This is a genomic window from Pseudoalteromonas carrageenovora IAM 12662, from assembly GCF_900239935.1.
GTDB classification, from domain to species: Bacteria; Pseudomonadota; Gammaproteobacteria; order Enterobacterales; family Alteromonadaceae; genus Pseudoalteromonas; species Pseudoalteromonas carrageenovora.
On the sequence record NZ_LT965928.1, the window covers coordinates 2,594,386 to 2,619,427 of the forward strand.

The following is a 25,042-nucleotide window of genomic DNA, read 5'->3' on the forward strand; positions in this document are numbered from 1 at the left end:
TTAAATACAGCCCTTTTATTACAAAACTATTTGAGATTTAAGTAACTAGTTATATGGTGCATAAATATTAATAATAATTAAGGTAATTAAGTGCTTAAAAATAAAACAATAGGCAGCATGTTAATTGTTGCGGGCACCACTATTGGCGCAGGAATGCTTGCCCTACCAATCGCATCAGCAGGGCTTGGCTTTAGTACTGCGCTTGCATTAATTGTAGGTAGTTGGTTATTAATGACCTACACAGCATTACTTATGCTAGAACTACATCAATATGCACCCCGTGATGCCACATTAAATACTCTTGCTAAATTGTGGTTAGGTAAACGAGGGCAATACGTCGCTAACTTCTCAATGATATTTTTATTTTATGCTTTGTGTGCAGCGTATATAGCAGGTGGAGGTGCGCAGCTTCAAGCACGAATAAATATAGGCTTTGATGTAGATATTGCTCCGCAGCTAGGCTCTGTGATCCTTGCCGTAATTATTGCAAGTGTTGTTACCCTGGGCACAAGTAAAGTTGATAAATTGAACCAAGTTTTATTTGCAATTAAAATTGTTGTATTGGCTAGCTTGTTTTATATGCTCACTCCTTATGTTCAAAGTAAACATTTATTAGAAATGCCTGTAGAGCAAGGCCTAATACTTTCTGCTATTCCGGTTATTTTTACATCTTTTGGCTTTCATGGATCTATTCCCTCTATTGTTAAATATGTAGGGCTTGAAATAAACTCCCTTAAAAAAGTAATGATTGCAGGCGCAGCTTTGCCTCTGGTTATTTATATTTTTTGGCAGTTATTGAGCCAAGGTATTATGAGCCAAAGCGATTTACTTAATAGTGAAGGCTTAAATGGTTTTGTAAGTAGCGTAGCTAATATTGCGCATAATCCAAGTGTTTCAACTGCGGTTAAACTATTTGCGGATCTTGCACTTGCCACATCGTTTTTAGGCGTTAGCTTAGGCTTATTCGACTTTTTTGCAGACACGTTTAAAAAAGGTGATAACAAAACAGACCGCATCAAAACAGCCTTAATAACATTTATACCTCCTTTAGGTTTTGCGCTATTTTATCCGCAAGGCTTTATTATGGCATTAGGCTACGCAGCTATTGCATTGGTCGTGTTAGCTATATTTTTACCTGTTGCTATGGTTTACAAGCAGCGGAAAACCTCAAGTAAACAGGGTTATAAAGTAAGTACTGGTAACACTGGGCTATTAATTGCTGGGTTATGTGGTGTGCTAATAATTACTGCGCAATTTATGCAAATGGCTGGGGTTATACCTGCTATTGGTTAATGCGTACTTCTGTAAACTTAAATTTAGTTAATAAAAAACCGCACACCATTATTAATGGAGTGCGGTTTTTTATGTTAACTACGTTTATTTACAAACGTCAGCTACTGCATTTGCAAAGTATTCAATATTCGAATCGCTAATACCCGCTACGTTTACACGGCTAGAACCAACAATGTAGATACCGTACTCTTTTTGCAGGCGAGCAATTTGCTCTTTATTAATGCCCAAGAAAGAAAACATGCCATGTTGGCGCTCAATAAATGAGAAGTCTTGAGCAATATCTTTTGCTGCTAAGCTTTCTTTAATTAGGCTACGTAAACCATTAATACGCGTACGCATTTCATCAAGCTCTGAGTGCCACATTTGCGTAAGTTCGGTGCTGCTTAAAATAGTATTTACTATATCTGCACCATGCGCTGGCGGCATTGAATATATACTACGTACTACACTTAACATTACAGAGTTAGATATATCTGCTGTTGCGCTATCTTTAGCAATTAGTGAACATGCACCAATACGCTCACGGTAAAGACCAAAGTTTTTAGAGCAAGAAGAACAAATAATGAGCTCTTCTACTGCATCAGCTAAAATACGTAATCCACGAGCATCCTCTTCAAGAGAAGATCCAAAACCTTGATACGCAATATCTACAAGTGGTGTAAAGCCAACTTCTTTAGCAAGCTCAGCGACTGTATTCCACTGAGTTTCGTTTAAATCCATACCACTTGGGTTATGACAACATGCATGAACTAAAACTACATCACCTTTAGGCACTTTTTTAAGCGTGTCGATCATCTCATCAAATAATAAATCTTTGTTTTCGTAATCGTAGTATGGGTACTCTTTAACAGTAAGACCTGCCGCTTCAAATAAGCTGATGTGGTTTGCCCAAGTAGGATTAGTTACCCAAACAGTTGCATCAGCGTTACAACGCTTAATAAATTCAGCTGCTACACGAAGTGCGCCTGTACCGCCAGGTGCTTGTGCTGTACGTACACGATTAGCAAGTAAAGCTTGGTGCTCGCCTAATAATAACTGTTCCATTTTTTGACAGTAATCTAGGTTACCCGCTAAACCAATGTAAGATTTGCTCGTTTCGTTGTCTAAACGAAACGCTTCAGCTTTTTTCACCGCTTTAAGTACCGGTGTGTTGCCTTGCTCATCTTTGTAGACACCTACGCCTAAATCAATTTTATTAGGGTTTGTATCTTGTTTATAGGCCGCCATAAGGCCAAGAATAGGATCTGTTGGTAATGGTTTTAATACTGAGAACATTGGCTATCTCTTATCGTTATTTAGGGGTTAGCTGTTAGGCTTAGCTTAACATAAAAGCACATCACGTTGACCAGTGTTATTTACACTAGAAAGTGAGGAATTTTAATACAACATGCAATTAAAATGGCAAGTGTCTTTTCATCAAAAAAATCATTGCTAAAGGCTTCTGCATCCACAATACCTACACATTCATTTTGAGAGTTAAAAAGTGGTAGGCAGGTTTCAGATTTAACTTTAGGATCGCATGTATAGTACTCACCACCTTGAGATAAGTAGTTTTCAACATTGTTAATAATGCGACCTTTTCGAGAAAGCGCAACTTGTACATTGTTGCTACCTGCTGCAAAAGCTTCTGTAAGCGGAAATAAAGGACGACTTGGCGCACCATGATAAGCAAGCTTAAGTAGTTGCTTACCTTCATTGGTAATTGTTGCCTGATAAATGCCGTACCAGTCTACTTTAGTTTGTTGCTCTATATAATTAACAATAGCTTGTAACTGAGCTAGCTTTTGTTCGGTCTGTGAATTGTTTTCAATATAGTCAGTAAGTTTGAATGGCTCGTCTTGTAAATAACCAAATAAGCTACATGCACCGCCCTCGCCTAACTCAGGAATTTGATATTCCCAACAAACCTTAGTGTTAGGGCTACTAGCAAGGTATAGCTCAAGCTTTTCAAGCTCAGCTGAAATTAAGTTTTGATCAACACTTAGCTGTGCTTGTGTTAAGTAAGAAGAAATCATTTGGCCATCCATACATCTAAAGTTTCGAAGATAATAGCATGGATATTTTTACAGAGCTAGCTCAACTTGTAGCACATTTCAACTTGATTTCCACTGGCGTTGTAAGTAACTTTTTCGGCAATTTCTTCTAATAATGAAAGGCCTCGGCCAAACTCATTATTCACTAAGGTAGGTTCACTAGCTCCTGGTTTATTACTAAACCCTCGCCCTGAGTCACAAATAATAAAATATAAACACAGCGTATCGGGGCAATAACGCATATCAATAATAATCATTGCACCTGTAAGGTTAGCTAAGGCAGCTTCTCTTAATTCGTAATACCGAAAAAAGCCATCTTCTTGTTTTTTAATCTCTGAATCGAGACCTAATACACCATGATCTAACGCATTGTTGTAAGCCTCAGAAAGCAGCAAAAATATATTGGAACGATGGGCTTTTAGTCCTTCAACGCTACTTAAAATATTGACAACATCGTATACAGGATCTGTTTTTTTTATTTGCTGTGAGTTTAAGCTCAAGGATAAGTTAAATGCTAAAGTAGAAAACGCTTCGCGTTCTTGCTCCTGTGGTATTAAAGGAAGGCAGTTAAGTAATACAATACTTAAATCATCTTGTTGCTCGCTACCGTTCGCAAACTTACTTACACTTTGTATTATGTCTTCACTGCTTATCATTGGCTTAGCTTTTAAGGTCTGTAAAAAGCGCTCTTCACCAAAAAAGGTATCACTATGATTTGCTGTTTCAATAATACCGTCAGTTGCTAACACTAAGCGCGTTGATGGGTCCGCCTCAAAGTGTATAACTTCATATTCAAATTCTTGCTCATCTAATATGCCTAGTGCCATATGTTGAGACTCAAGTGTTTGCTTAACGTTTCCGTTATTATCTATTAAGTAAGCATCAGGTAGGCCGCCAAGCCAAGCTGACACACTTTTACCCGATGCACTTAGCTCAATAATATTAGCTGCGCAAAACATATGACCTGGGAGTAAGTTATATAGTAATAGGTTTAATTCACACGCAATGTCGTTAACCGCCATACCTTTTTGCACCATAGTGTAAAACACGCGTGAAACAGGTAATGCGCCTATAGCGGCAGCCAAGCCATGCCCAGTAAAATCACCCAGCATGCAGTACAAATTCCCTATTGGGCTTTGTGCAACCAAAAATACGTCGCCATTAAACATGGATGCTGGTGATAAATTAAAATCGAGGTATTCTTTAAACTTCCCTTGGTTTTCCAAGGAGTTACTAAAAATATGTTCAATAATCTCATGTTCACGTTCAATTTGATTGTGATGATATTCTAGTAATTTTTTTTGCTGATTGGCTTTTTTACTTAGCTCTCTGGTGCGGCTATGGGCCTTAATTTTTGCGTGTAAGATAACTTTTTCAAATGGTTTATGAATAAAGTCATCGCCGCCTACGGCTAAACAGCGCTCAAAACTGGCCTGATCTTCTAAAGAGGTAATAAAAATAATAGGTAGGTAAACTTCGCTGTTTAGCTGCTTTATTTTTTCAGCAGCCTCAAAGCCATCCATTACAGGCATTAAAACATCAAGTAAAACAATGTCTATCTCTTCTCGTTTAAGTACATTAAGCGCATCGAGGCCATTATAAGCAAACGATATTTTGTAACCTTCTTGCTCAAGCATTTTACTTAATAAAATACGGTTGAGCGCTTGGTCATCTACAATCAGCACATGCATCATTAGCTAATATCAAACTTTTTATCAAAACGAGAGATTTGTAGTATTTTTCTTAGTTGTGGTTGGCAGTTGCTAATTTCGATTGTTTTTACTTGTCCCTCAATGGTTTTTTTCATATTGAGCAACATTCCAAGTGCAGAGCTGTCCATATAGTCGGTTTCTCGTAAATCGATAATAACTTTAACCGTTTTATCGCTCATTTGTGCATAGGCTTGGCGAAAAGATTGCACTAAATTAAAATCAAACTTGCCCTTAATTTGTATTGTTAAAGTAGTGCCATCGACCGATTCGTTCTTTGTTAAACTCATAATAAACTCCAATAATATTTCCTTTGAACTAAATATAACCTGTTAAAAGTATTTAGCAAAAAGAAAAACACACAACAGCAAATTTGCTATCATTTATGCCAATATTTATTTCATTTTATCTATTAAAGGTAAGTTATGAGTGATAGTCACTTAGTATATTCAACAAGTACAGGTCGAATTGACCAACCAAAACCTGAAAAAGAGCTAGATACTAAACTTTTTAAAGATGGCTCTGTACGTATAGAACGTCAAACAAAAGGGCGTAAAGGCAAAGGTGTCATGTTAGTGGTAGGTATTGACCCAAAAGAACACGATTTAAAAAAGTTAGCTAAAACCATTAAAAGCAAAATGGGCCAAGGCGGCGCAGTTAAAGAAGGCATTATTGAAGTACAAGGCGATGACCGAGATAAACTAAAAGCTATTTTAGAAGGGTTAAAGTTTAAAGTTAAAATTGCGGGTGGTTAACCCGCAATTTATTAGTTAGCCAAGCCCAAGTTTAACTATTTAACCTTATTACTTTTATAGCTACAAACTTTAGTAAATTCAGTGCAGTTAGCACTGAAAATAGCAGCTGAAATAGATTTACCATCTAAAGGCTAGTTAGTTACTTCACTTATTGAAAGCTCATTTAATTTTTCATATAAGTTAGGTAAGTCGTACTCAGGTATTGGCGGGCTATAATAATACCCTTGCACAATAAAGCAGTTGTTATTTTGTAAAAACTGCATTTGCTCTATCGTCTCAACACCTTCAGCAACAACATCTAGTTTTAACTTTTGCGCCATAGCAATAATAGCCGCAGTGATTTCCATATCATTTGTGTCATCTGGGATGTCTTTTACAAATGAACGGTCAATTTTGAGTATATCTACAGGGAAACGTTTTAAATAACTAAGTGATGAATAACCAGTACCAAAGTCATCAATAGAAATAGAAATACCTAATGCTTTAAGCTCGTGCAATTGCGTAATAGCCGCTTCAACATTGCCCATAAGCATACTTTCGGTCAGTTCTAAATGCAGGCGTTTTGCAGATACGCCTGAGCGAATTATCATTTTGCTCAATGTAGGAACCAAGTTTGAATCTTTAAACTGACGAGCAGATAAGTTAATTGAAATATTATTTTCAAGTCCCTGCTCACTTAGCCTAACAGCAAAGTCACAAGACTCCTGTAGCACCCACTCGCCTAACTCAACGATTAAACCTGTAGCCTCTGCGATTGGAATGAATTTATCTGGCGGAATTAATCCCTCAGTTGGGTGGAACCATCTTAATAATGCTTCATAGCCAATAACTTTTTGATTCCTGCTGTCTACCTGTGGCTGGTAGTGAACTACAAATTGCTTTTCTTTTAACGCTATACGTAATTCGTTTTCTATGAATAAGCGCTCATTAGCCGCAGCGTTTAACTCTTGGCTATAAAAGTGGTATGTATTACGACCCTTTGCTTTAGCCTCGTACATAGCTAAGTCAGCGTGTTTTAATAACTGGTCTTCCTCTAAACTATCGTACGGAGCCATAGTAATACCAATACTAGCGCTAACTATTACTTCGTTGTTACCAAGCTTAATAGGTATATTAAGTGTTTTTTGAATCGTATTTGCTACGTCACTTGCATGCTCTTGGCTTTCAATGCCACTGAGTAATACAGCAAACTCATCACCGCCTAAACGGGCAATAGTGTCTTCTGCCCTTAAGCGTTTTTTAAGCCTATTTGCAACTTCAATTAAAAGCTGATCACCAGCATCATGACCAAGCGTATCGTTAATTCGTTTAAATTCATCTAAATCAAAGTAAAATAGTGCAAATGCATAGTGTCCGCGCTCAGCGAGCGCCATTGATTTACGTAATTGCATTCTAAAAAAGGTTCTGTTTGCAAGGCCCGTTAAAGTATCAAAATAAGCAAGCTGCTCCATTTTTCGTTGGCTTTCTTTAACAAACGAAATATCTTGTGCTGATGCTACATAGCTTGTTATTTCTCCGCCGTCTTCACGAATTGGCGATACACTCAAAGATACCCAAATAGGTTCTTTGTTTAAGCCCTGAATTAGGGTATCTCCGCGCCAGTAATTGCGACTGCGTAAATCAATGTTTATATCATCAACTAAAATAGCCATTTCAGAGGCAATAATACTCAGTAAAGGCGCTCGATTGAAGTGGCTCTCTGGGTAGCCGGTCATTTCAAGCATTTTAGGGTTTACATACTCAATAACAAAATTTGCATCGGTTATAACCACACCAGTACCAGAGAACGCCACAGCTTTAGATAGGCGGTTTGCCGCTTTTTCTGCTATTTCTTTCTCTGTAATTCGCTGATTCAAGCCATCAATAAGTTTACGAATTTCAACTGTCATGTCTCTAAATGAGCCATTAAGTGTACCAATTTCGTCTTTATTTTCTGGCGGGAACTCAGTTAATAGCTGACCTTTACCAAATCCTGTTACTGCATGTACAAGCGTATGAATTCTGCGTAAAACTAACTGATATAACGCTTGATGTAATAGCAGCGCCACTAGAACAGCATAAAGGATAAATAAACCAAAAAATTTGAGCTTTAAATCTTGCAACGCAGAGAGCGTTGAAGAGCGCTTTTTATACACGCCGATATACCAATCTAAATCATCAATTTTTCTAATATTAATAATGTGAGCTTCATCATTCTTTTTAAACGAGTTGGCGTATTCGGGTAATTTAACTCTTATTACATCATCAATAATCGATTGTAGCTCTGGGTTTACCAACTCATTAGTGCTTAGTCCTTTGTTTTCACCAGCGTAATCTGCTAATAACGCAGGGTTTAAGTTAGGGTGCGCTAGTAACTGTCCTTTGCTATTAAATACAAGCAAGTGCTTTTCTTTATCGCCTACCGGTAAAAAAGAAATTAATTTATTTAAAGCAATATCACTACCAGTGACGCCTAAAAATTCGTTGTCTACATAAACAGGCACTAACAAGCTTATTACCCATTTATGCCATACCTTGTCGTAGTATACTTTTGACCAAGCAGGGCTTCGCTCAGTACCTAATTTACTTTTAATATATTTATAAGTAGAGCCATTTGTAACACTAAAATCAGCAGGTGCATTGAGTGCCCAATTAGGCGGAGATACACGAATAAAGTCATCATTTGTTATAAGGTAAAAGTTGAAAAAGTCATGTACAAGCGTTGGAGAAATAATACGCCAAAGCGTCTCTGAGTCATTAAACAGGCGTTTATAAAAAGGCGAGTAATTTTGCTGAGGTAAAAATGCAGCAGACAGACCATCAGCTGAAGCACTTCTGATCGTACCATCACTATTAAATTGTAGTTGCGATTTATTTTTTAAGTTAACAGATGAGTTTTCCTGAAAAAGCTGTTCAGTCACTACATTATTAGCTTGTTGGGCAATGTTTAATTTTGTTTGAATGCGTTCGTTAAACTGCTTAACCAATAAGTCTGTTGAGCTTTTTAAAACTTCATGTTCTTCAAAAACAAGCTGTTTTTCTTCTGACTTAAGCATTAAGGCAGCCGCACATACTCCTGCTATTAAACAAATAGCCGATATAAGCAGAGACAGTTTTACACTTAAAGAATTTAATCCAAAACGCGATGGCGGGCGTCTGTAAACCACGGGTCAACCTTAATTATTAATAATTGTTATTATTTGAACCAGTTAACGAAATATACCAGATCCACATTCATATTTATAAATTATTTGTGAACTTTTGATAAAAACCAATTTTGAGTAAATAAAATACACTCTGATGCGATTTAGAGGCGTATCTTTATTGACATTACTGGCAACTCTCCATACATTACCTACATGAACATATTTATCTCTCGCGCTTTTTTTTCTTTTTTTAGCTTCTTTATATAGAAGAGGCTTCCCTGTTTGTGAGATAAAATCAATCGAATAGTAAAGCCTCCCAACTGGGAGGCTTTTTTGTTTTTGCTGTTAAATAACAGCGTATTTTTGGAATGAGGAAACCAAAATGACAAACGATGTGTTAAACACACTCAGACACGACATTAATGAAATAGACTCTGACTTACTTGTGTTATTAGCAAAACGTCGCCGCATTAGCCATGGCGTAGTCGAATACAAAATTGCTAACAATAAGCCTATACGCGATGAAGCCCGCGAGCTCGCCCTATTAGAGAAGCTAATTGGTTATGGTAAGTCACTTGGTTTAGATGCTTATTACGTAAACAATGTTTTTCAGACCATTTTGGAAGACTCAGTATTACATCAGCAAGCAATGCTACAAAAAAATTTAAACCCAGATGCACTTAGCGAAACTCATCGTGTTACTTATCTTGGTGGCCAAGGCTCATACAGCCAGCTTGCTTGTCATAAGTACTTTAGTCGCCGCCCAGGAAAACTAATTGAAATTGGCTGTACTTCGTTTGATGAAATCACCGGTAAAGTAGAGAACGGTCAAGCCGACTTTGGTTTACTGCCAATTGAAAATACAAGCTCTGGTAGTATTAATGAAGTATTTGACTTGCTACAACATGCCCAAGTGTCTATCGTCGGTGAAGTGACTCACAGTGTAGAGCACTGCTTACTTGCCAATCCTGAGACGGAATTAGGCCAATTAACAAAAATATTTGCTCATCCTCAACCGTTTGCTCAGTGCAGTCGCTTTTTGCAAGGCTTAGGTGATTTACAACATGAAACATGTGACTCAACATCAAGCGCACTACAATCGGCGTTAAATACACCAAATAGTGCAGCCATTGGCTCAGCACAAGCTGGTAAAAACGTTGGCCTTGAGGTAATTAAGTCAAATCTTGCCAACCAAAGCGAAAACCACAGCCGCTTTATTGTTGTTGCGCGCAAACCTTTGCAAGTGTCTAACCAGATCCCAACTAAAACAAGCTTAATAATGTCAACTAAGCAACAAGCAGGTTCACTTGCTGATGCTTTAATGGTTTTTAAACAGCATCAAATTAACTTAGTAAAACTTGAATCGCGTCCTACTCCAGGCAATCCGTGGGAAGAAGTGTTTTATGTTGATTTAGAAGCAAACTTAGCTGATAGCCAAGTAAAAGAAGCGCTAGAAGAACTTAAAGAATACACACAGTATGTACGTGTTTTAGGCTGCTATCAGAGCGAGACATTACAAGCAGTTAGTGTTAACACTTAACCCCTCGCTTTATAACTAAAAAAGGGCCTGAACTGGCCCTTTTTTAGTTCATACAATTAAATTATAAAGGTTAGTCGAGTACTTTAGCGTCATTCGCTTTATTTAATAAGCTTCGGCTTTGCGTTAAAAAATGTGCCGTAGAATCTGAAAAATAAGATTTTGCATCAGCAAATGCATCTATAAGCGAAGTTTTATCGCCCGCCTTTAACTTTTCAAGCGTTTCAGCGAAAGTATCTTGATACTGTGCTAATAAGCTTTCTACGTCATCAAATTGCGCTAACATAATATCTGAGTAAAGCTCCGGTGATTGCGCAAACAAGCGGCCCACCATCATCAGCTCCAATTGGTATATAGGCGATGAACAACTACGTAGCTCTTCGAGTGTATGGCTTTGCTTAGCCAAAAACTGCCCATAGACAAATGTTGTTAAATGACGCATAACTTGAATAATTTGCATTGCTTCATCGTGCTTTTTAGCATCAAGTTCAACCAGCTGGCATCCCCATACTTGTAGTTGTTGTAATAACCCTTGAGCAGCTAAATGATCCCGCCCCTCACATACAACAACGGTTTGTTTAACCCAGTGAGAAATATCAGGTCCAAACATTGGGTGTAAACCAACTACCGGCCCACTATGCGCCGCTTTTAATGCTTTAATAGGTGATTGCTTCACCGACGTTATATCTACAAGCAAGCAGTCATCATCAAGTTTAGGCAATTTAGCGACTACGGAATCTAGTGCATTAATAGGCACGCTCACCATTACGAGTTTGGCACCTTTTAAAATACTTTGCGCCTCGTCTTGCTGATCTTTATCTAAGATTTTAACGTCGTAGCCAGAGCGAATAAACTGCTGCGCAAATAACTGCCCCATTGCGCCTTGGCCACCTACAATAACAATAGGTGAAAGCTGTGGCGCAGCACAAGCAAGTTTTGCTTGCTGATTTTGATAAGCCTCGCGCATCATACGTCTTAGTATATCTTCAACGAGATCAGGGCTTACATTTTGCTTGATAGCTTCTTGTCGTCTTGCTGCTAGCAGTGCGGCTTCGCGTTCAGGGGCATGTAAGGGCGCACCTGTTTGCTGTTTTACTTCGCCAATTTTTTGCGTAATGCTGTTACGTTTAGCTAGTAAAGCAACCAGCTGTGCGTCGCACTCGTCTATACCATCTCTTAACTGTGCTAAATCGCTAATGTCTGCCACGTTCATTTCACCTTAAAGCCAATATCGTAAATTTAAATTTACAAAAAAGTAAACTAATCAATACGATAAATACTAACAGGATCGCTTAACTGAGAAAAGGCTAATACTAAAATTTTACTGCGGCTGGGAGCCAATAACGGTGAGCGGTGAGCGGTGAGCGGTGAGCGGTGAGCGGTGAGCGGTGAGCGGTGAGCGGTGAGCGGTGAGCGGTGAGCGGTGAGCGGTGAGCGGTGAGCGGTGAGCGGTGAGCGGTGAGCGGTGAGCGGTGAAAATTATTCCAGAAACCAAAACGGGCTGCAACCCGAAGGATGCAACCCGTTTTTTTGCGTTGATAAACAGCGCGTATTAGTTAAGTTTTTCTCTAATACGTGCAGATTTACCAGAACGCTCACGTAGATAGTAAAGCTTAGCACGACGAACTGCACCGCGACGCTTAACTGTTACGCTATCAATAAGAGGGCTGTGCGTTTGGAATACACGCTCAACACCTTCACCGCTCGAAATTTTACGAACTGTGAATGCTGAGTGAAGACCACGGTTACGCTTAGCGATTACAACACCTTCAAAGGCCTGTAGACGCTCTTTAGCACCTTCTTTTACTTTTACCTGTACAACCACTGTATCACCAGGGCCGAATGTAGGTACGTCTGTTTTAAGCTGCTCATTTTCAAGCGCTTTAATAATATTTTGGTTTACTTTTGCCATTATGTTTCTCACTTTCCTAGGTGTAACTGTCTTCTAGCCACAAGCTTTTTGGTACTCTTGCTGAAATTGTGCGAGTAATACCGCTTGCTCCTCAGTCAGAGCTAGGTTATGCAACAAGTCAGGACGTCGTAACCAAGTTCTACCTAATGACTGCTTAAGCCGCCATTTTGCTATCTCTTGGTGGTTTCCGCTGAGTAATACAGCAGGCACCTGTTTGTCGTCCAATGTTTCTGGCCGTGTATAGTGAGGACAATCTAGCAAGCCATCCGAAAATGAATCTTGCTCTGCTGATTGGTTGTGACCTAATACACCAGGCACTAATCGCGCTACTGCGTCAATTAATGTCATGGCTGGTAGCTCACCACCACTCAAAATAAAATCACCAATTGACCATTCTTCGTCAACGTACGATTCTATTATTCTCTCGTCTATACCTTCATAGCGACCGGCAATTAAAATCAGTTTTTTAGAGTTTGCGAGTTCGCTCGCCCCTTGCTGATCTAATTTGCGCCCTTGCGGGGACATATAAATTACTTTAGCGCCATCACCAGCTGCCTGTTTGGCTTCGGTAATCGCTTTTTTTAATGGCTCAACCATCATTAACATACCCGGCCCGCCCCCGTAAGGACGGTCATCTACGGTTCTATGCTTATCTAAAGCGTAGTCTCGTGGATTAAAGCAGTTAAAATCAATTAAACCATTTTTTACTGCGCGACCAGTTACACCTTGGTGTGTAATAGCATCAAACATGTCAGGGAAAAGGCTTATCACCCCTACCCACAATGAACTAGTTTGAGTCATTAAAACCCAGGATCCCAGTCTACGGTAATTTCTCTTGCATCATGCTTAACTTCTTTGATAACTGAATCAGTTAAAAAAGGAATTAAACGCTCTGCCTGACCAAATGCGTCTTTACTGTTTGCTTTAACAACCAGTACGTCATTTGATCCTGTCTCCATCAGGTCATCAACAGTGCCTAAGCTATAACCTTTATCAGTTACAACCGACATGCCAATGAGATCTCGCCAATAAAACTCACCTTGCGGGAGTTCTGGTAATTGCGCTGAATCCATCGAAATTTCTGCATGGGTATAAGCCATTGCTTCGTCACGATCATTAATTTGCGCAAACTTGGCGATAAAGCCTTTGTTGTGGCGACGCCAGTCGACCACTTCTAAGGTCTGCCATTTACCTTGCTGCCCTATCAACCACGGGCTGAAATCGAAGATCCCTTGGGGATCATCAGTAAATGAATGTACCTTAAGCCAGCCCTTTATACCATATGGGGCACCGAGCTTTCCTACGACAATTATTGATGAGGTGTTCTCTTGACTCATGGTTACACTTACGCCTATTAAGCCGCTTTACGAGCGTCTTTTACTAACTTAGCTACGCGATCTGAAAGAGATGCGCCCTGACCTACCCAGTGATCAACACGTGGTAAATCTAAACGAATTTTTTCTTCTTGACCTGAAGCAATAGGGTTAAAAAAGCCTACTTTCTCGATGAAGCGACCGTCACGCGAGAAACGGCTATCCGCAACCACAATTTGATAGAAAGGGCGTTTTTTAGCGCCACCACGTTGCAAACGAATAGTTACCATACCGTCCTCTAAATAGATTGACTGTTTTCATTAATAAGATTTACTCCCCAGTATGGGGAGCTGGGGAATTGTACGAGTTTTTAGCAACAATGCAAGTAAGAAGTGATGCAAAATGGCAGATTAGTAGGTTAAACCGTGATCTGAGGAGGAAATCAAAGAGAACGCCCTGTTGTGCGCATAATTTATTCAACAAAAAAGGGCTATATAGCCCCTTTGTTATACATTATATAGCACTGTTTAAGTCGCAAGATTAAAATTTAGGGCCACCGCCACCCATCATTCCAGGTGGTAACATGCCTTTCATACCGCGCATCATTTTTTGCATGCCGCCTTTGCCTTTCATTTTTTTCATCATTTTTTGCATCTGCGTAAATTGTTTTAGCAACTTATTAATCTCTTGCACTTGAGTACCAGAGCCAGCTGCAATACGTTTTTTACGTGAGCCTTTAATAATTTCAGGGCGAGCACGCTCTTGTTTAGTCATAGAGCTGATAATAGCTTCCATTTGAACAAATGTCTTATCACCCATTTGGCCCTTAACAGCATCTGGTAAGTTAGCCATACCTGGTAATTTATCAAGCATCGACATCATACCGCCCATGTTTTTCATTTGCTTAAGTTGATCAGCAAAATCATCAAGGGTAAAGCCAGCTCCTTTAAATACTTTTTCAGCAACCTTAGCAGCTTGCTCTTTATCCACTTTCATCTCGACTTCTTCGATCAATGAAAGTACGTCACCCATTCCTAAAATACGTGACGCGATACGATCCGGATGAAAAGGCTCAAGTGCGTCAGTGCGCTCACCTACACCCATAAACTTAATAGGTTTGCCTGTAATGTGACGAATAGATAAGGCTGCACCACCTCGAGCATCACCATCGGTTTTTGTTAAAATCACACCGGTAAGTGGTAAGGCTTCATCAAAGGCTTTTGCTGTATTTGCCGCATCTTGACCTGTCATTGCATCAACTACAAATAAGGTTTCAATCGGGTTAATTGCTTTATGAAGGTCTTTAATTTCATCCATCATATCGCTATCAACATGCAAGCGGCCTGCGGTATCAACTAGCACCACATCAATAAATTTCTTTTTAGCATGTGAAATTGCAGCGGTTGCAATATCAACTGGCTTTTGAGAGATGTCACTTGGGAAAAAATCTACATCGACCTCGGTTGCAAGTGTTTCTAGCTGTTTAATTGCCGCTGGGCGGTAAACATCGGCACTTACTACTAGTACTGATTTCTTTTTTCTCTCTTTCAAAAATTTAGCAAGTTTAGCTACACTGGTGGTTTTACCCGCACCTTGTAAGCCGGCCATCATGACGACTGCTGGCGGTTGTGCATTTAGGCTTAGCTCTTCGTTAGCCTCACCCATTGCTTTTTCTAGCTCTTCACGCACTATTTTTATAAATACTTGACCAGGGCTTAGGCTTTTAGTTACCTCAACGCCCACTGCGCGTTCTTTAACTTGTTTTACAAACTCGCGAACAACTGGCAGTGCCACATCGGCTTCTAAAAATGCCATACGCACTTCGCGAAGTGTGTCTTTAATGTTGTCTTCAGTCAGACGGCCGCGGCCACTGATATTTTTTAAGGTTTTACCTAATCGTTCTTGGAGGTTCTCAAACATGTAACGGTTCCGATAAGACGTTTATATCAATCCTTTAAATACACTGTTAATTTGAGTTTTCAATTAACAAGGACTGACTTATTAAATTTCAATTAAAAGTAGTATACCGTATATGGCGCCTTACAATATAGTGTTCAAGTGCAGCTTGTTGAGTTTCTTTTTTTAAGGTCTATGCATTTGCTTTGCTATAAAATACAATGCCCATATAACAACAAGAATTATTTTGTCTCAAATTAAGTGGCCCAAGCACAATGCTGATTATTAGTTTAACTATTATTGCCAGTTTATTTTATGTGTTAGCAACGTCTCACGTGCTATCACGCCTGTTTCATCAACAAGGCCCTAGCCAAAAAGTAACGGTGATTTTAAGTACCGTAGCTATCGTGGCGCATATGCTGCTGTTGGTTAACTCTGTGTTTAGATCCGATGGGCAAGATTTAAGTATTGTTAATGTTGCTTTATTAACGTGCTGGGTGATTGTTGTTTCGGTAACCGCAGTGTCGTTAAAGTTCCCAGCTACGTTGTTACTACCGGTTGTTTATGGCTTTGGTGCACTCTTAACGATTGCCAGCTTGTTTATTCCGCATCATATTATGCTGCAAAGTATTAATATTGAAATTGGTTTAGTGACACATATTTCATTATCGTTACTCGCTTACTGTATTTTAATTATTGCTACTTTATATGGCGTACAATTTTACTTTATTGATAAACGTCTTAAACGTAAAGATTTAGCGATTGTACACAGCCACCTTCCGCCTTTAATGGTTGTAGAGCGCCAGCTTTATCAACTTCTTAATTTAGGCACTATCTTGCTTACATTTGCATTACTATCAGGGTTTGTATTTCTTGATGGCATGTTTGCTAAAGAGTTTATTCATAAAACAATTTTATCGTTAGTTGCATGGGCTATTTTTGCTGTTGTAGCAGTTGGCCACATGAAAAAAGGCTGGCGTGGTAAACCAGTGGTTGTTACGATCATGGTCGCTGCATTTGTCCTCACACTTGCTTATTTTGGCAGCCGTTTCATACAAGAAGTGATACTAAATAAGTTTTAACTTGACTCTGCTTGCTCACTCTAGCTTAATACGCATTGATTTATAAAAAAAGGATCCATCGTTGGACGACATATCGACAAGTACCCTGTTTATCATTTTAGGATTATTGGTACTTTTTTCTGCTTATTTTTCTGGTTCAGAAACCGGGATTATGTCAATCAATCGTATACGCTTGCGCCACCTTGCAAAAGAGGACCACCGTGCAGCGAAACGAGTCAGTAAACTTCTTAGCCGTCCAGATAGACTCATAGGCCTAATTTTAATTGGTAATAATCTAGTAAATATAGCTGCGGCCCAAGTTGCGACCATTATAGGTATTCGTCTTTATGGCGACTTAGGTATTGCTATTGCAACCGGTGTATTAACCTTAGTTGTACTTATATTTGCTGAAGTAACGCCTAAAACGCTTGCTGCTCTGTATCCTGAAAAAGTTGCTTTTCCGAGCTCTGTGATACTTAAAGGGTTACTTAAAATTCTTTTCCCGTTTGTTGTTATTGTTAACTGGATGACCAACGGTATATTAAGGTTATTTGGTATTAGTGCAGAACAAATTGATGAGCACAGCATGAGCAAAGAAGAGCTTAAAACTGTGGTAAATGAATCTGGTGCTTTATTACCTGCTCGCCATCAAAGTATGTTGACTTCAATTTTAGACTTAGAGCAAGTTACTGTTGAAGATATTATGATCCCACGAAATGAAATTGTGGCTATTGATATTAATGACGATTGGAAACTAATTAGTCGTCAATTAACTCACGCACAACATACACGTGTATTACTTTATAGAGACAACATAGATGATGCAGTTGGCTTTATTCACTCACGTGACGCGCTGCGTCTTCTTACTAAAGAGCAATTTGATAAACCTTCATTACTACGTGCAGTGCGCGAAATTTACTTTATTCCTGAAGGCACCTCGTTAAATACACAGCTACTTAAATTTCAGCAATCGAAAGAGCGCATTGGTTTAGTTGTAGACGAATATGGTGATATTCAGGGCTTAGTAACTCTTGAAGATATTTTAGAAGAAGTGGTTGGCGACTTCACTACTACACAAACTCGCACACCAAGTGAAGAAGTAACAACGCAAAGCGATGGCTCTTGCATTGTTGATGGTGGGGCAAACGTTCGCGATTTAAATAAAGAAATGGGTTGGGAATTTCCGCTTGATGGGCCTAAAACTCTCAGTGGTTTAATTGTGGAATACTTAGAAGATATTCCTGACGCTAATCTCAGTTTACGTATTGCAGGCTACCCTGTTGAAGTTCTTGAAGTAAAAGAGAACATGATAAAACAAGTAAAAATACAGCCTAATATGCGAACCAAATAAATTAAAAAAAGGAGTCAATTGACTCCTTTTTTTAATATCTACAAAAGCTTAACCAAATAATAAACGCTCAAACCAACCTTTATCTAGCTCTTCCTCACAGCGCTTTAACTGCACACCATAACGACTAGCGCGATGCTTAACTTTGTTAGCCACACTCATTAACCACTTCTTCTTTTTGTACGTGCCGCGCTTATATCCACCCCACCCTTCGTGATAATTAAGGTACTGTGCGTAAGCGTCCCACTTTGATATTTTGTTTACTTTGTGGGTTTTATAAACAAACCACGCCATAAAGTCGATTGCATCATCAAAGTCATCTCTATCTGCGCCATTGTTACCGGTTTCACGAATGTAGTCAGACCATGTCGGTGTTTTAGCTTGAGAATAGCCATACGCATCACTTGCACGGCCTGTAGGTATTATCCATAAAAAGTATTCCATTGGCGGCGCTGCATCATGCTTAAATGAGCTTTCTTGATACATCATGCTCATGAGTACATGTTTTGGTGATCCCCATTTTTCTTGAGCATCTTTTGCGTCAAAATACCAATCTGGCTTTTCTTCAAAAATCTTACATAAATCATTAGGCTGTTTGGGAGGAGCGGTAGCACACCCAGCTAAAGTGAGGGCAAGAGATAAAATAATTGCATTTTTTTTCATTTTTTTAATATCTCACTGAACTTTTTTAAAAAAGCGTGGGTCTGAGCTTATGAATGCAGCAGTACAGCATTGTTTCATCCCTGAAAAATATTTACGCAGCCACCTTGGGCTGCGTTTTTTTTAAACTTTAAAAAGTATTTACTTTTTAAAGTACGCATCTAAAAATGCAGTAAACGTTAAAGTGTCGGCGCTTTCAATTGCAGCTCTAGCTTCATTTGACACTATAACTTGCTGCTCAAGCCATGGCTTTAAAAACTCACTGTAATCGGTAGATTCATGACTTTGCTTATATTTATTAGCAAGTGCTAAAGCAAAATGCCCATTATCTAAGCCAGACTCTTTAAGCTGTGCTACATAACGCCCAGAATAAGTAAGCTCTGGATTATGAACCCACGTCGCCATGCGCTTAATAGTGTTTGAGTAATAATCAACACCATATGCAGTGTCCATCCACTTAGCAACATCAGCAAGCTGTGTGAATATTTCATCACCCCACGATTGCAAGCTACGAGAACCATTATTAAAATTAAGCATTAAACCTGCTTCTCTACCTTGGTTCACAACTGTATCAAGGTTTTCAGTACTGCGTGCTTGCTCTTTCCAATCCATTTCTGGTGAATCTTTTAATAAGCAGTACGTCAAAAATACATCTAAGAAGTGAATTTGCTCAAGATCAATACCTACTTCACTAAATGGATTAACATCTAAGGCACGAATTTCGACATACTCAATACCCGCTCTGAGTAAAGCATCTGTTGGTGTTTCACCACTTTTTGCATTACGTTTAGGACGAATTGGTGAATAAAACTCGTTTTCAATCTGTAATATATTTTTGTTTAGCTGCTTTGGCGTCTTACTAGTGTAGTCGTCAAGGTCGCCGTAAATATCTGAGGGTGTGTTGATTGCTTTTTTAAGACCTGCCACATACTCATCTAGTGAGTTGTACATAACACGTAATGATGACTGAGCGCTATTGGTATACCCTAAATTACCTAAACGAAGTGCTGTACCCACTTCTAAATAAAGCGTCCCTTTACCTAACTTTTTAAATGGTAAGTCAGTTTTTCGACCTTGTAAAAATGAGTTACATAGTGCAGGTGAAGCACCAAACATATAACTTATTAACCACAACTCACGTTTAAAATTACGAATTAGCGAAAGGTAACCATCTGAAATAAAATCTTGAAGGCTTGCATCGCTTTGTTTTAGTGTATGCAGCGACTGCCAAAGCGAGTCAGGAAATGAAATATTAAAATGCACACCAGCTATAGCTTGCATCATACTGCCATAACGGTTTTTTAAACCTTCACGGTACAGGGTTTTCATTTTACCCGTATTAGAATCACCAAACTGCGCAAGCACAATGTCGTCTTGGTGCTCGATAAAACACGGCATACTTATAGGCCAAAGTAATTCATCGCCCATTTTTTCAAGCGTAAACTTTTGCAGATCTTTTAATTGCTTGAGTGTTTGTGTAGAGGACTCACTAACTGGAGTAATAAATTCAAGTAGCGACTCTGAGAAATCAGTTGTGATATGTCCATTAGTTAACGCACTGCCCACCCCTTTTGGGTGACCTTTAGCTGAAATTACGCCATCGCTTTTAATTCTTAGCGACTCTCGCTCTATACCACGTTTAATGCCTTTAACTGCGTATTGGTGCTCATTTACAGATAACGCTTCAAGTGCGTTAGTTAAATCATGTGTTGTCAAAAAATCTTTCCTCGGGCCACGTGGCTTAATCATACGGTTATGGGGGCTAATTGCTTAGACTCAAGATTAAATTAATAAGAAGGGTGTAAATTATCAAAATTAATGAAATATTTACCCGGACCCTATATACGCTTGATATAACCAATATGATTAAATTAAGTCATAATCTTGCCACTGCTGTAGCTATTATACAAATGCTTAAGTGTATATTTACGCAAAAATTAAACTCATAAAACCTCTGTACTTATAAGTAGACCCAAACCAAGTAAAAAGAAGCACAAAATTCAGTTACCTTAATTTTAATTCGCACAGCCCAACAGCCTCTAGCCATTTTAAAATTTGATCTAGATCAATAAAAGCATTTATTTGAGTCGTTACGACTAACCAATTCTCTTCTTTTTTTGCTTTGTACCTACTAAGCAATATAATTGCGCCAACAGTAAAGGATGATAAAAAATATTATGCGCAATAATAAAAGCTTAAAAAATGAAGAAGTACATTTCGAACAATCGCAGGAGCTTGTCTCTACCACCGACCTAAGAGGGGTAGTCACATATGCGAACCAAGAATTTTGCTCAATTGCAGGGTACAGCGAACAGGAACTCATAGGTAAAAATCACAGTATTGTACGCCACCCTGATATGCCTAAAGCAGCTTTTAAAGAAATGTGGGAAACATTAAAGCAAGGCCATTCATGGCGAGGGATGGTAAAAAACCGTTGCAAAGATGGTCGTTATTACTGGGTAGATGCATTTGTAACGCCCATTTTTGCGCATGGCCAACTTATTGGTTACCAGTCGGTTAGAACAAAGCCCAGCGAAGAGCTAAAAAAGCGAGCACATTCACTTTATAATAAAATTAATGCAGGGAAATCAATATCAAGCATTCGTGAACACAGTCAGCTTCGACAGGTTATTAGTTTTATTTGCGCGTTAGTATGGCTTGTAGGTATTGCTATATTTGCCTCTATAAGTATGGCTTTAATCAGCTCATTAGTGTTTATAGTTGTTGTTGCCCTTAACTTTGATGAATTAATTACAACTCCTGCTATTTTACGAGAACAAAAAGCAAAAGCTGACTCTGTATCGCGTTATATATACAGTGGAAATACCCCTCACAGCGTCAGTGACTACAGAGAACAACTGCTTACTGCTAAATTACGCACCGTTTTAGGTCGCGTTAAAGACTCAACAGAAAGCTTCAACGGTATTGCAATTAATTTAGATGAGCAGTCAACCCTCACTGAAAAAGGAATTGCATCACAAGGTGAGCGTTTAGAGCAAATTGCATCAGCAATGACGCAAATGAGCTCTACAATTGGTGAAATATCAATTAATACCGCAGAAACTGCTGACAAGGTAAATTCAACACATCAAAGTTGTTCAGAAATAAAAGAACACATTGCTGATAATAGTTATATGGTTACTGATTTGGCTTCTCAAGTTGAACAGGCAGCTTCAACAGCAAGCAGTTTAGCTGATGAGGCTGATAAAATTGGGCAAGTTATGAGTGAAATTGAAGGTATTGCGGATCAAACTAACCTACTTGCACTTAATGCAGCCATTGAAGCTGCCAGAGCAGGTGAACATGGCCGTGGTTTTGCGGTTGTAGCTGATGAAGTAAGAACACTCTCCTCTCGAACTCAAAACGCAACAACTCAAATCCACAGCTCGATTAAAGAAATACAAGATACCTTATTCAACTGGTCAAAAGTAATGCAAAACACTAAAAACCAGGCTGATAACTGTGTTAATAAAACGGCGCAAACTCAGGTTGAGTTAGAGGGTATTTTTAATCAAATAAGTGAAATATCGCAATTAGCGATGCAAATATCTTCAGCTGCAGAAGAGCAGCAAATGGTGAGTAACGACATTAGTCATAACGTTACGCAAATTAAAAGCTTTAGTGATAACAATCTAAGTCTAAGCTTTAACGTAGCAACAGGTACAGCTGAACTTGTTGAGGGCTCTCGTAAAGTAAATGATTTACTGCTCACATTTAAAGTATAAAAAAAGCCGCTATATAAATAGCGGCTTTGTTTTATAGCTTAAAGGCTAACGATTCGCAAAAACTAAGCCTTCGTCATTTGCATCTATAGTGATAACACTACCTGATAAGTAATCTCCACTAAGTAGCTTTTGCGCTAATGGGTTTTCAATAGTTTGTTGAATTGCACGTTTTAGTGGACGCGCCCCATAAACAGGGTCAAATCCACTGGCTGCAATTCGCTCAAGCGCTGCATCACTTATTTCAAGTAAGTAACCCATTTCGGTTAAACGTTCACGAAGTTTCATCAACTGAATATCAGCAATTTCTTTTATGTGCTCGTTAGCTAATGGATGAAATACAACTGTTTCATCTATACGGTTAATAAATTCAGGCCTAAACTCGCTGATAAGCACATCCATCACTTTATTTTTGAGGGTTGCATAGTCGTTGTTGCCAGCCTGTTCTTGAATGATATCTGAGCCTAAGTTTGAGGTCATAATGATCACGGTATTTTTAAAATCAACTGTGCGGCCTTGCCCATCAGTTAAGCGTCCATCATCAAGTACTTGAAGTAAAATATTGAATACATCAGGATGTGCTTTTTCAATCTCATCAAGCAATATTACCGAGTATGGCTTACGACGAACGGCTTCGGTTAAATAACCTCCCTCCTCATAGCCTACATAACCAGGAGGTGCCCCTACGAGACGCGCTACTGAATGCTTTTCCATAAACTCAGACATATCAATGCGTACCATGGCATCTTCGGTATCAAACATAAAGCCTGCAAGCGCTTTTGTTAACTCTGTTTTACCAACACCTGTCGGGCCTAAAAATAAAAATGAGCCAATTGGGCGGTTAGGATCAGCAAGCCCCGCACGTGAGCGACGTATAGCATTTGCCACCGCTACAACGGCTTCGTCTTGTCCTATTACTTTACTATGAAGCTTATCTTCCATTTGAAGTAGCTTTTCACGCTCACCTTGAAGCATTCTTGATACAGGGATACCTGTCCAGCGTGAGAGTATTTCAGCTATTTCGTCTTCCCCTACTTGGTTTTTAAGTAAGGTCATTTCTTGCATTTCAGCTTGAGAAGCTAAATCGAGCTTACGCTCAAGCTCTGGAATACGCCCGTATTGCAATTCTGACATACGTTGTAAGTCGCTTGCTCTGCGTGCTACATCTAAGTCTAAGCGTGCTTGTTCGAGCTCAGCTTTAATAACTTGTGTGCCTTGCAGTGATGCTTTTTCTGCATTCCAAATTTCATCAAGCTCTCTGTACTGCGAATCAAGATCTGTGATCAACTCTTGCATTTCACTGCGGCGCTTTTGACTCGCTTCGTCCTTTTCTTTAGCAAGTGCATTATCTTCAAGTTTTAACTGAATAATTTTTCGCTCAAGCTTATCAAGCGATTCTGGTTTAGAGTCAATTTGCAAACGAATAGAAGAGCCGGCTTCATCTATTAAATCAATCGCTTTATCTGGCAATTGGCGGTCACTAATATAACGATGCGACAATTGCGCGGCAGCAACTATTGCAGGATCTGTAATTTCTACAGAATGATGCAACTCATAGCGCTCTTTTAAGCCACGTAAAATTGCGATGGTGTCTTCAACTGATGGCTCTTCAATTAATACTTTTTGAAAACGACGCTCAAGTGCTGCATCTTTTTCTATGTATTTGCGGTACTCATCAAGCGTAGTCGCCCCCACGCAATGTAGCTCGCCACGTGCTAGTGCAGGTTTTAGCATATTGCCCGCATCCATCGCACCGTCGCTTTTACCGGCACCTACAATAGTGTGTATTTCATCAATAAATAAGATGACTTGACCTTCTTCTTTAGCCAACTCGTTGAGAACTGATTTTAAACGCTCTTCAAATTCGCCACGGTATTTAGCACCTGCAACTAACGCCCCTAAATCTAGCGATAAAACACGTTTATTTTTTAATCCTTCAGGCACTTCACCATTAATAATACGTTGTGCTAGGCCTTCAGCAATTGCTGTTTTACCAACACCTGGCTCACCTATTAAAACAGGGTTATTTTTAGTACGTCGCTGAAGCACTTGAATAGTACGGCGAATTTCGTCATCTCGCCCTATTACAGGATCAAGCTTGCCCTGCTCGGCACGCTCAGTTAAGTCAATCGTAAATTTTTCGAGTGCTTGACGCGTTTCCTCAGCATTAGGATCATCAACCTTTTGCCCGCCTCGAATTGCTTTAATGGCATTTTCAATTTTTGTAGAAGTAATATTTAATGAGCGGAATATATCGCCAAGCGGCCCTTTATCATCACATGCTGCCAGTACAAATAGCTCACTCGAAATGTATTTATCTTTACGTTTTTGCGCATACTTGTCACATAAGTTAATAAGTGATGCCATGTTGTTTGACAACTGTACATCGCCTCCAACACCTTCGACTTTAAAGAGCTTTTCAATTTCTTGAGAAAGCTTAGTATTGAGCTCGTCAGCACTGACTCCTGTTTGCGCAAATAGCGCTCGCACACTTGAGCCACTTTGTTGTAGCAATGAATACATTAAGTGCACGGGCTCAATAAATTGATGGTCGCGACCAAGTGCTAAAGATTGCGCATCAGAAAGCGCAGATTGAAATTTGCTTGTAAATCTATCTAAACGCATGAGGGTTTACCTATTTAATAAACTAATTGTTTAATAAATGGGTATGTTAATAG

Annotated in this window: 20 protein-coding genes and 1 other annotated feature; of the genes, 6 read left to right on the forward strand and 14 right to left on the reverse strand. The window is 39.1% G+C overall.

Features of this window, described 5'->3' with window-relative positions; all coding sequences use genetic code 11:
• Positions 1-90: 90 nt before the first annotated feature.
• Positions 91-1,293, forward strand: a complete 1,203-nt coding sequence (locus ALFOR1_RS11750; protein WP_104643083.1) for an aromatic amino acid transport family protein — start codon at positions 91-93, stop codon at positions 1,291-1,293.
• 84 nt (positions 1,294-1,377) lie between these two features.
• Here the strand turns inward: ALFOR1_RS11750 and ALFOR1_RS11755 are convergent, their stop codons facing one another.
• From ALFOR1_RS11755 to ALFOR1_RS11770, 4 genes are all read right to left on the reverse strand, one after another.
• Entirely contained in the window at positions 1,378-2,568 is a 1,191-nt protein-coding gene (locus ALFOR1_RS11755; RefSeq protein WP_058548495.1) for an amino acid aminotransferase, read from the reverse strand.
• A gap of 80 nt (positions 2,569-2,648) precedes the next feature.
• Positions 2,649-3,308: a GAF domain-containing protein gene (locus tag ALFOR1_RS11760; protein WP_104643084.1), complete on the reverse strand. Its 660-nt coding sequence runs from the start codon at positions 3,306-3,308 to the stop codon at positions 2,649-2,651.
• A gap of 56 nt (positions 3,309-3,364) precedes the next feature.
• The gene (locus tag ALFOR1_RS11765; RefSeq protein WP_104643085.1) at positions 3,365-5,020 is read right to left on the reverse strand and encodes a fused response regulator/phosphatase; all 1,656 of its coding nucleotides are present in this window, start codon (positions 5,018-5,020) and stop codon (positions 3,365-3,367) included.
• On the reverse strand, positions 5,020-5,325 hold the full coding sequence (locus ALFOR1_RS11770) for an STAS domain-containing protein (RefSeq protein WP_058548726.1): 306 nt from the start codon (positions 5,323-5,325) through the stop codon (positions 5,020-5,022). Before ALFOR1_RS11770 ends, ALFOR1_RS11765 begins: the two co-directional genes overlap by 1 nt.
• A 135-nt stretch (positions 5,326-5,460) precedes the next feature.
• Between ALFOR1_RS11770 and ALFOR1_RS11775 the strand changes: the two genes are divergently transcribed.
• A complete protein-coding gene (locus tag ALFOR1_RS11775; RefSeq protein ID WP_058548498.1) occupies positions 5,461-5,790 on the forward strand; it encodes an SUI1 family translation initiation factor in 330 nt (109 codons plus the stop codon).
• Positions 5,791-5,921: 131 nt separating this feature from the next.
• On the opposite strand, the gene ALFOR1_RS11780 is transcribed toward ALFOR1_RS11775, so the two are convergent.
• Positions 5,922-8,936, reverse strand: a complete 3,015-nt coding sequence (locus ALFOR1_RS11780) for a bifunctional diguanylate cyclase/phosphodiesterase (protein WP_104643086.1) — start codon at positions 8,934-8,936, stop codon at positions 5,922-5,924.
• 199 nt (positions 8,937-9,135) lie between these two features.
• Positions 9,136-9,253 (forward strand) — a sequence feature (Phe leader region).
• Between the two features lie 44 nt (positions 9,254-9,297).
• On the opposite strand from ALFOR1_RS11780, the gene ALFOR1_RS11785 reads away from it, so the two are divergent.
• A complete protein-coding gene (locus ALFOR1_RS11785; RefSeq protein WP_058548500.1) occupies positions 9,298-10,455 on the forward strand; it encodes a chorismate mutase in 1,158 nt (385 codons plus the stop codon).
• Positions 10,456-10,525: 70 nt separating this feature from the next.
• Here ALFOR1_RS11785 and tyrA read toward each other — a convergent pair whose 3' ends face one another.
• From tyrA to ffh, 6 genes are all read right to left on the reverse strand, one after another.
• On the reverse strand, positions 10,526-11,659 hold the full coding sequence (gene tyrA, locus ALFOR1_RS11790) for a bifunctional chorismate mutase/prephenate dehydrogenase (protein ID WP_058548727.1): 1,134 nt from the start codon (positions 11,657-11,659) through the stop codon (positions 10,526-10,528).
• A gap of 345 nt (positions 11,660-12,004) precedes the next feature.
• Positions 12,005-12,364, reverse strand: coding sequence for a 50S ribosomal protein L19 (rplS, locus tag ALFOR1_RS11795; RefSeq protein WP_058548501.1), 360 nt, complete (start codon positions 12,362-12,364; stop codon positions 12,005-12,007).
• A gap of 33 nt (positions 12,365-12,397) precedes the next feature.
• Positions 12,398-13,165: a tRNA (guanosine(37)-N1)-methyltransferase TrmD gene (gene trmD, locus ALFOR1_RS11800; protein WP_058548502.1), complete on the reverse strand. Its 768-nt coding sequence runs from the start codon at positions 13,163-13,165 to the stop codon at positions 12,398-12,400.
• The gene (gene rimM, locus ALFOR1_RS11805) at positions 13,165-13,701 is read right to left on the reverse strand and encodes a ribosome maturation factor RimM (RefSeq protein ID WP_058548503.1); all 537 of its coding nucleotides are present in this window, start codon (positions 13,699-13,701) and stop codon (positions 13,165-13,167) included. Before rimM ends, trmD begins: the two co-directional genes overlap by 1 nt.
• Positions 13,702-13,718: 17 nt before the next feature.
• Positions 13,719-13,967: a 30S ribosomal protein S16 gene (gene rpsP, locus ALFOR1_RS11810; protein ID WP_058548504.1), complete on the reverse strand. Its 249-nt coding sequence runs from the start codon at positions 13,965-13,967 to the stop codon at positions 13,719-13,721.
• Positions 13,968-14,217: 250 nt separating this feature from the next.
• The gene (ffh, locus tag ALFOR1_RS11815) at positions 14,218-15,597 is read right to left on the reverse strand and encodes a signal recognition particle protein (protein ID WP_058548505.1); all 1,380 of its coding nucleotides are present in this window, start codon (positions 15,595-15,597) and stop codon (positions 14,218-14,220) included.
• Positions 15,598-15,848: 251 nt separating this feature from the next.
• On the opposite strand from ffh, the gene ALFOR1_RS11820 reads away from it, so the two are divergent.
• Both ALFOR1_RS11820 and ALFOR1_RS11825 read left to right on the forward strand, forming a co-directional pair.
• Positions 15,849-16,655 carry a cytochrome C assembly family protein gene (locus ALFOR1_RS11820; protein ID WP_058548506.1) on the forward strand — a complete coding sequence of 269 codons (807 nt, stop codon included), beginning with the start codon at positions 15,849-15,851 and terminating at the stop codon, positions 16,653-16,655.
• A 61-nt stretch (positions 16,656-16,716) separates the two neighbouring features.
• A complete protein-coding gene (locus tag ALFOR1_RS11825; RefSeq protein WP_131692458.1) occupies positions 16,717-17,985 on the forward strand; it encodes an HlyC/CorC family transporter in 1,269 nt (422 codons plus the stop codon).
• Positions 17,986-18,033: 48 nt separating this feature from the next.
• Here the strand turns inward: ALFOR1_RS11825 and ALFOR1_RS11830 are convergent, their stop codons facing one another.
• Together ALFOR1_RS11830 and gshA are read right to left on the reverse strand one after the other, a co-directional pair.
• Positions 18,034-18,645, reverse strand: a complete 612-nt coding sequence (locus ALFOR1_RS11830; RefSeq protein ID WP_058548507.1) for a transglycosylase SLT domain-containing protein — start codon at positions 18,643-18,645, stop codon at positions 18,034-18,036.
• Between the two features lie 138 nt (positions 18,646-18,783).
• Positions 18,784-20,358 (reverse strand): glutamate--cysteine ligase, encoded by a 1,575-nt coding sequence (gene gshA / locus ALFOR1_RS11835; RefSeq protein WP_104643661.1) that lies wholly within the window; start codon positions 20,356-20,358, stop codon positions 18,784-18,786.
• Between the two features lie 461 nt (positions 20,359-20,819).
• Between gshA and ALFOR1_RS11840 the strand changes: the two genes are divergently transcribed.
• Entirely contained in the window at positions 20,820-22,367 is a 1,548-nt protein-coding gene (locus ALFOR1_RS11840) for a methyl-accepting chemotaxis protein (RefSeq protein ID WP_104643662.1), read from the forward strand.
• A 45-nt stretch (positions 22,368-22,412) separates the two neighbouring features.
• On the opposite strand, the gene clpB is transcribed toward ALFOR1_RS11840, so the two are convergent.
• Positions 22,413-24,989 carry an ATP-dependent chaperone ClpB gene (gene clpB, locus ALFOR1_RS11845; RefSeq protein WP_104643087.1) on the reverse strand — a complete coding sequence of 859 codons (2,577 nt, stop codon included), beginning with the start codon at positions 24,987-24,989 and terminating at the stop codon, positions 22,413-22,415.
• Positions 24,990-25,042 lie beyond the last annotated feature (53 nt).

What these genes read in the sequence shown, in the direction of transcription:
- ALFOR1_RS11755 (WP_058548495.1), bottom strand. Translation starts at nt 2,568, where the DNA reads ATGTTCTCAGTATTAAAACCATTACCAACAGATCCTATTCTTGGCCTT.
- ALFOR1_RS11760 (WP_104643084.1), bottom strand. Translation starts at nt 3,308, where the DNA reads ATGATTTCTTCTTACTTAACACAAGCACAGCTAAGTGTTGATCAAAAC.
- ALFOR1_RS11765 (WP_104643085.1), bottom strand. Translation starts at nt 5,020, where the DNA reads ATGATGCATGTGCTGATTGTAGATGACCAAGCGCTCAACCGTATTTTA.
- ALFOR1_RS11770 (WP_058548726.1), bottom strand. Translation starts at nt 5,325, where the DNA reads ATGAGTTTAACAAAGAACGAATCGGTCGATGGCACTACTTTAACAATA.
- ALFOR1_RS11775 (WP_058548498.1), top strand. Translation starts at nt 5,461, where the DNA reads ATGAGTGATAGTCACTTAGTATATTCAACAAGTACAGGTCGAATTGAC.
- ALFOR1_RS11785 (WP_058548500.1), top strand. Translation starts at nt 9,298, where the DNA reads ATGACAAACGATGTGTTAAACACACTCAGACACGACATTAATGAAATA.
- rplS (WP_058548501.1), bottom strand. Translation starts at nt 12,364, where the DNA reads ATGGCAAAAGTAAACCAAAATATTATTAAAGCGCTTGAAAATGAGCAG.
- trmD (WP_058548502.1), bottom strand. Translation starts at nt 13,165, where the DNA reads ATGACTCAAACTAGTTCATTGTGGGTAGGGGTGATAAGCCTTTTCCCT.
- rimM (WP_058548503.1), bottom strand. Translation starts at nt 13,701, where the DNA reads ATGAGTCAAGAGAACACCTCATCAATAATTGTCGTAGGAAAGCTCGGT.
- rpsP (WP_058548504.1), bottom strand. Translation starts at nt 13,967, where the DNA reads ATGGTAACTATTCGTTTGCAACGTGGTGGCGCTAAAAAACGCCCTTTC.
- ffh (WP_058548505.1), bottom strand. Translation starts at nt 15,597, where the DNA reads ATGTTTGAGAACCTCCAAGAACGATTAGGTAAAACCTTAAAAAATATC.
- ALFOR1_RS11820 (WP_058548506.1), top strand. Translation starts at nt 15,849, where the DNA reads ATGCTGATTATTAGTTTAACTATTATTGCCAGTTTATTTTATGTGTTA.
- ALFOR1_RS11830 (WP_058548507.1), bottom strand. Translation starts at nt 18,645, where the DNA reads ATGAAAAAAAATGCAATTATTTTATCTCTTGCCCTCACTTTAGCTGGG.
- ALFOR1_RS11840 (WP_104643662.1), top strand. Translation starts at nt 20,820, where the DNA reads ATGCGCAATAATAAAAGCTTAAAAAATGAAGAAGTACATTTCGAACAA.
- clpB (WP_104643087.1), bottom strand. Translation starts at nt 24,989, where the DNA reads ATGCGTTTAGATAGATTTACAAGCAAATTTCAATCTGCGCTTTCTGAT.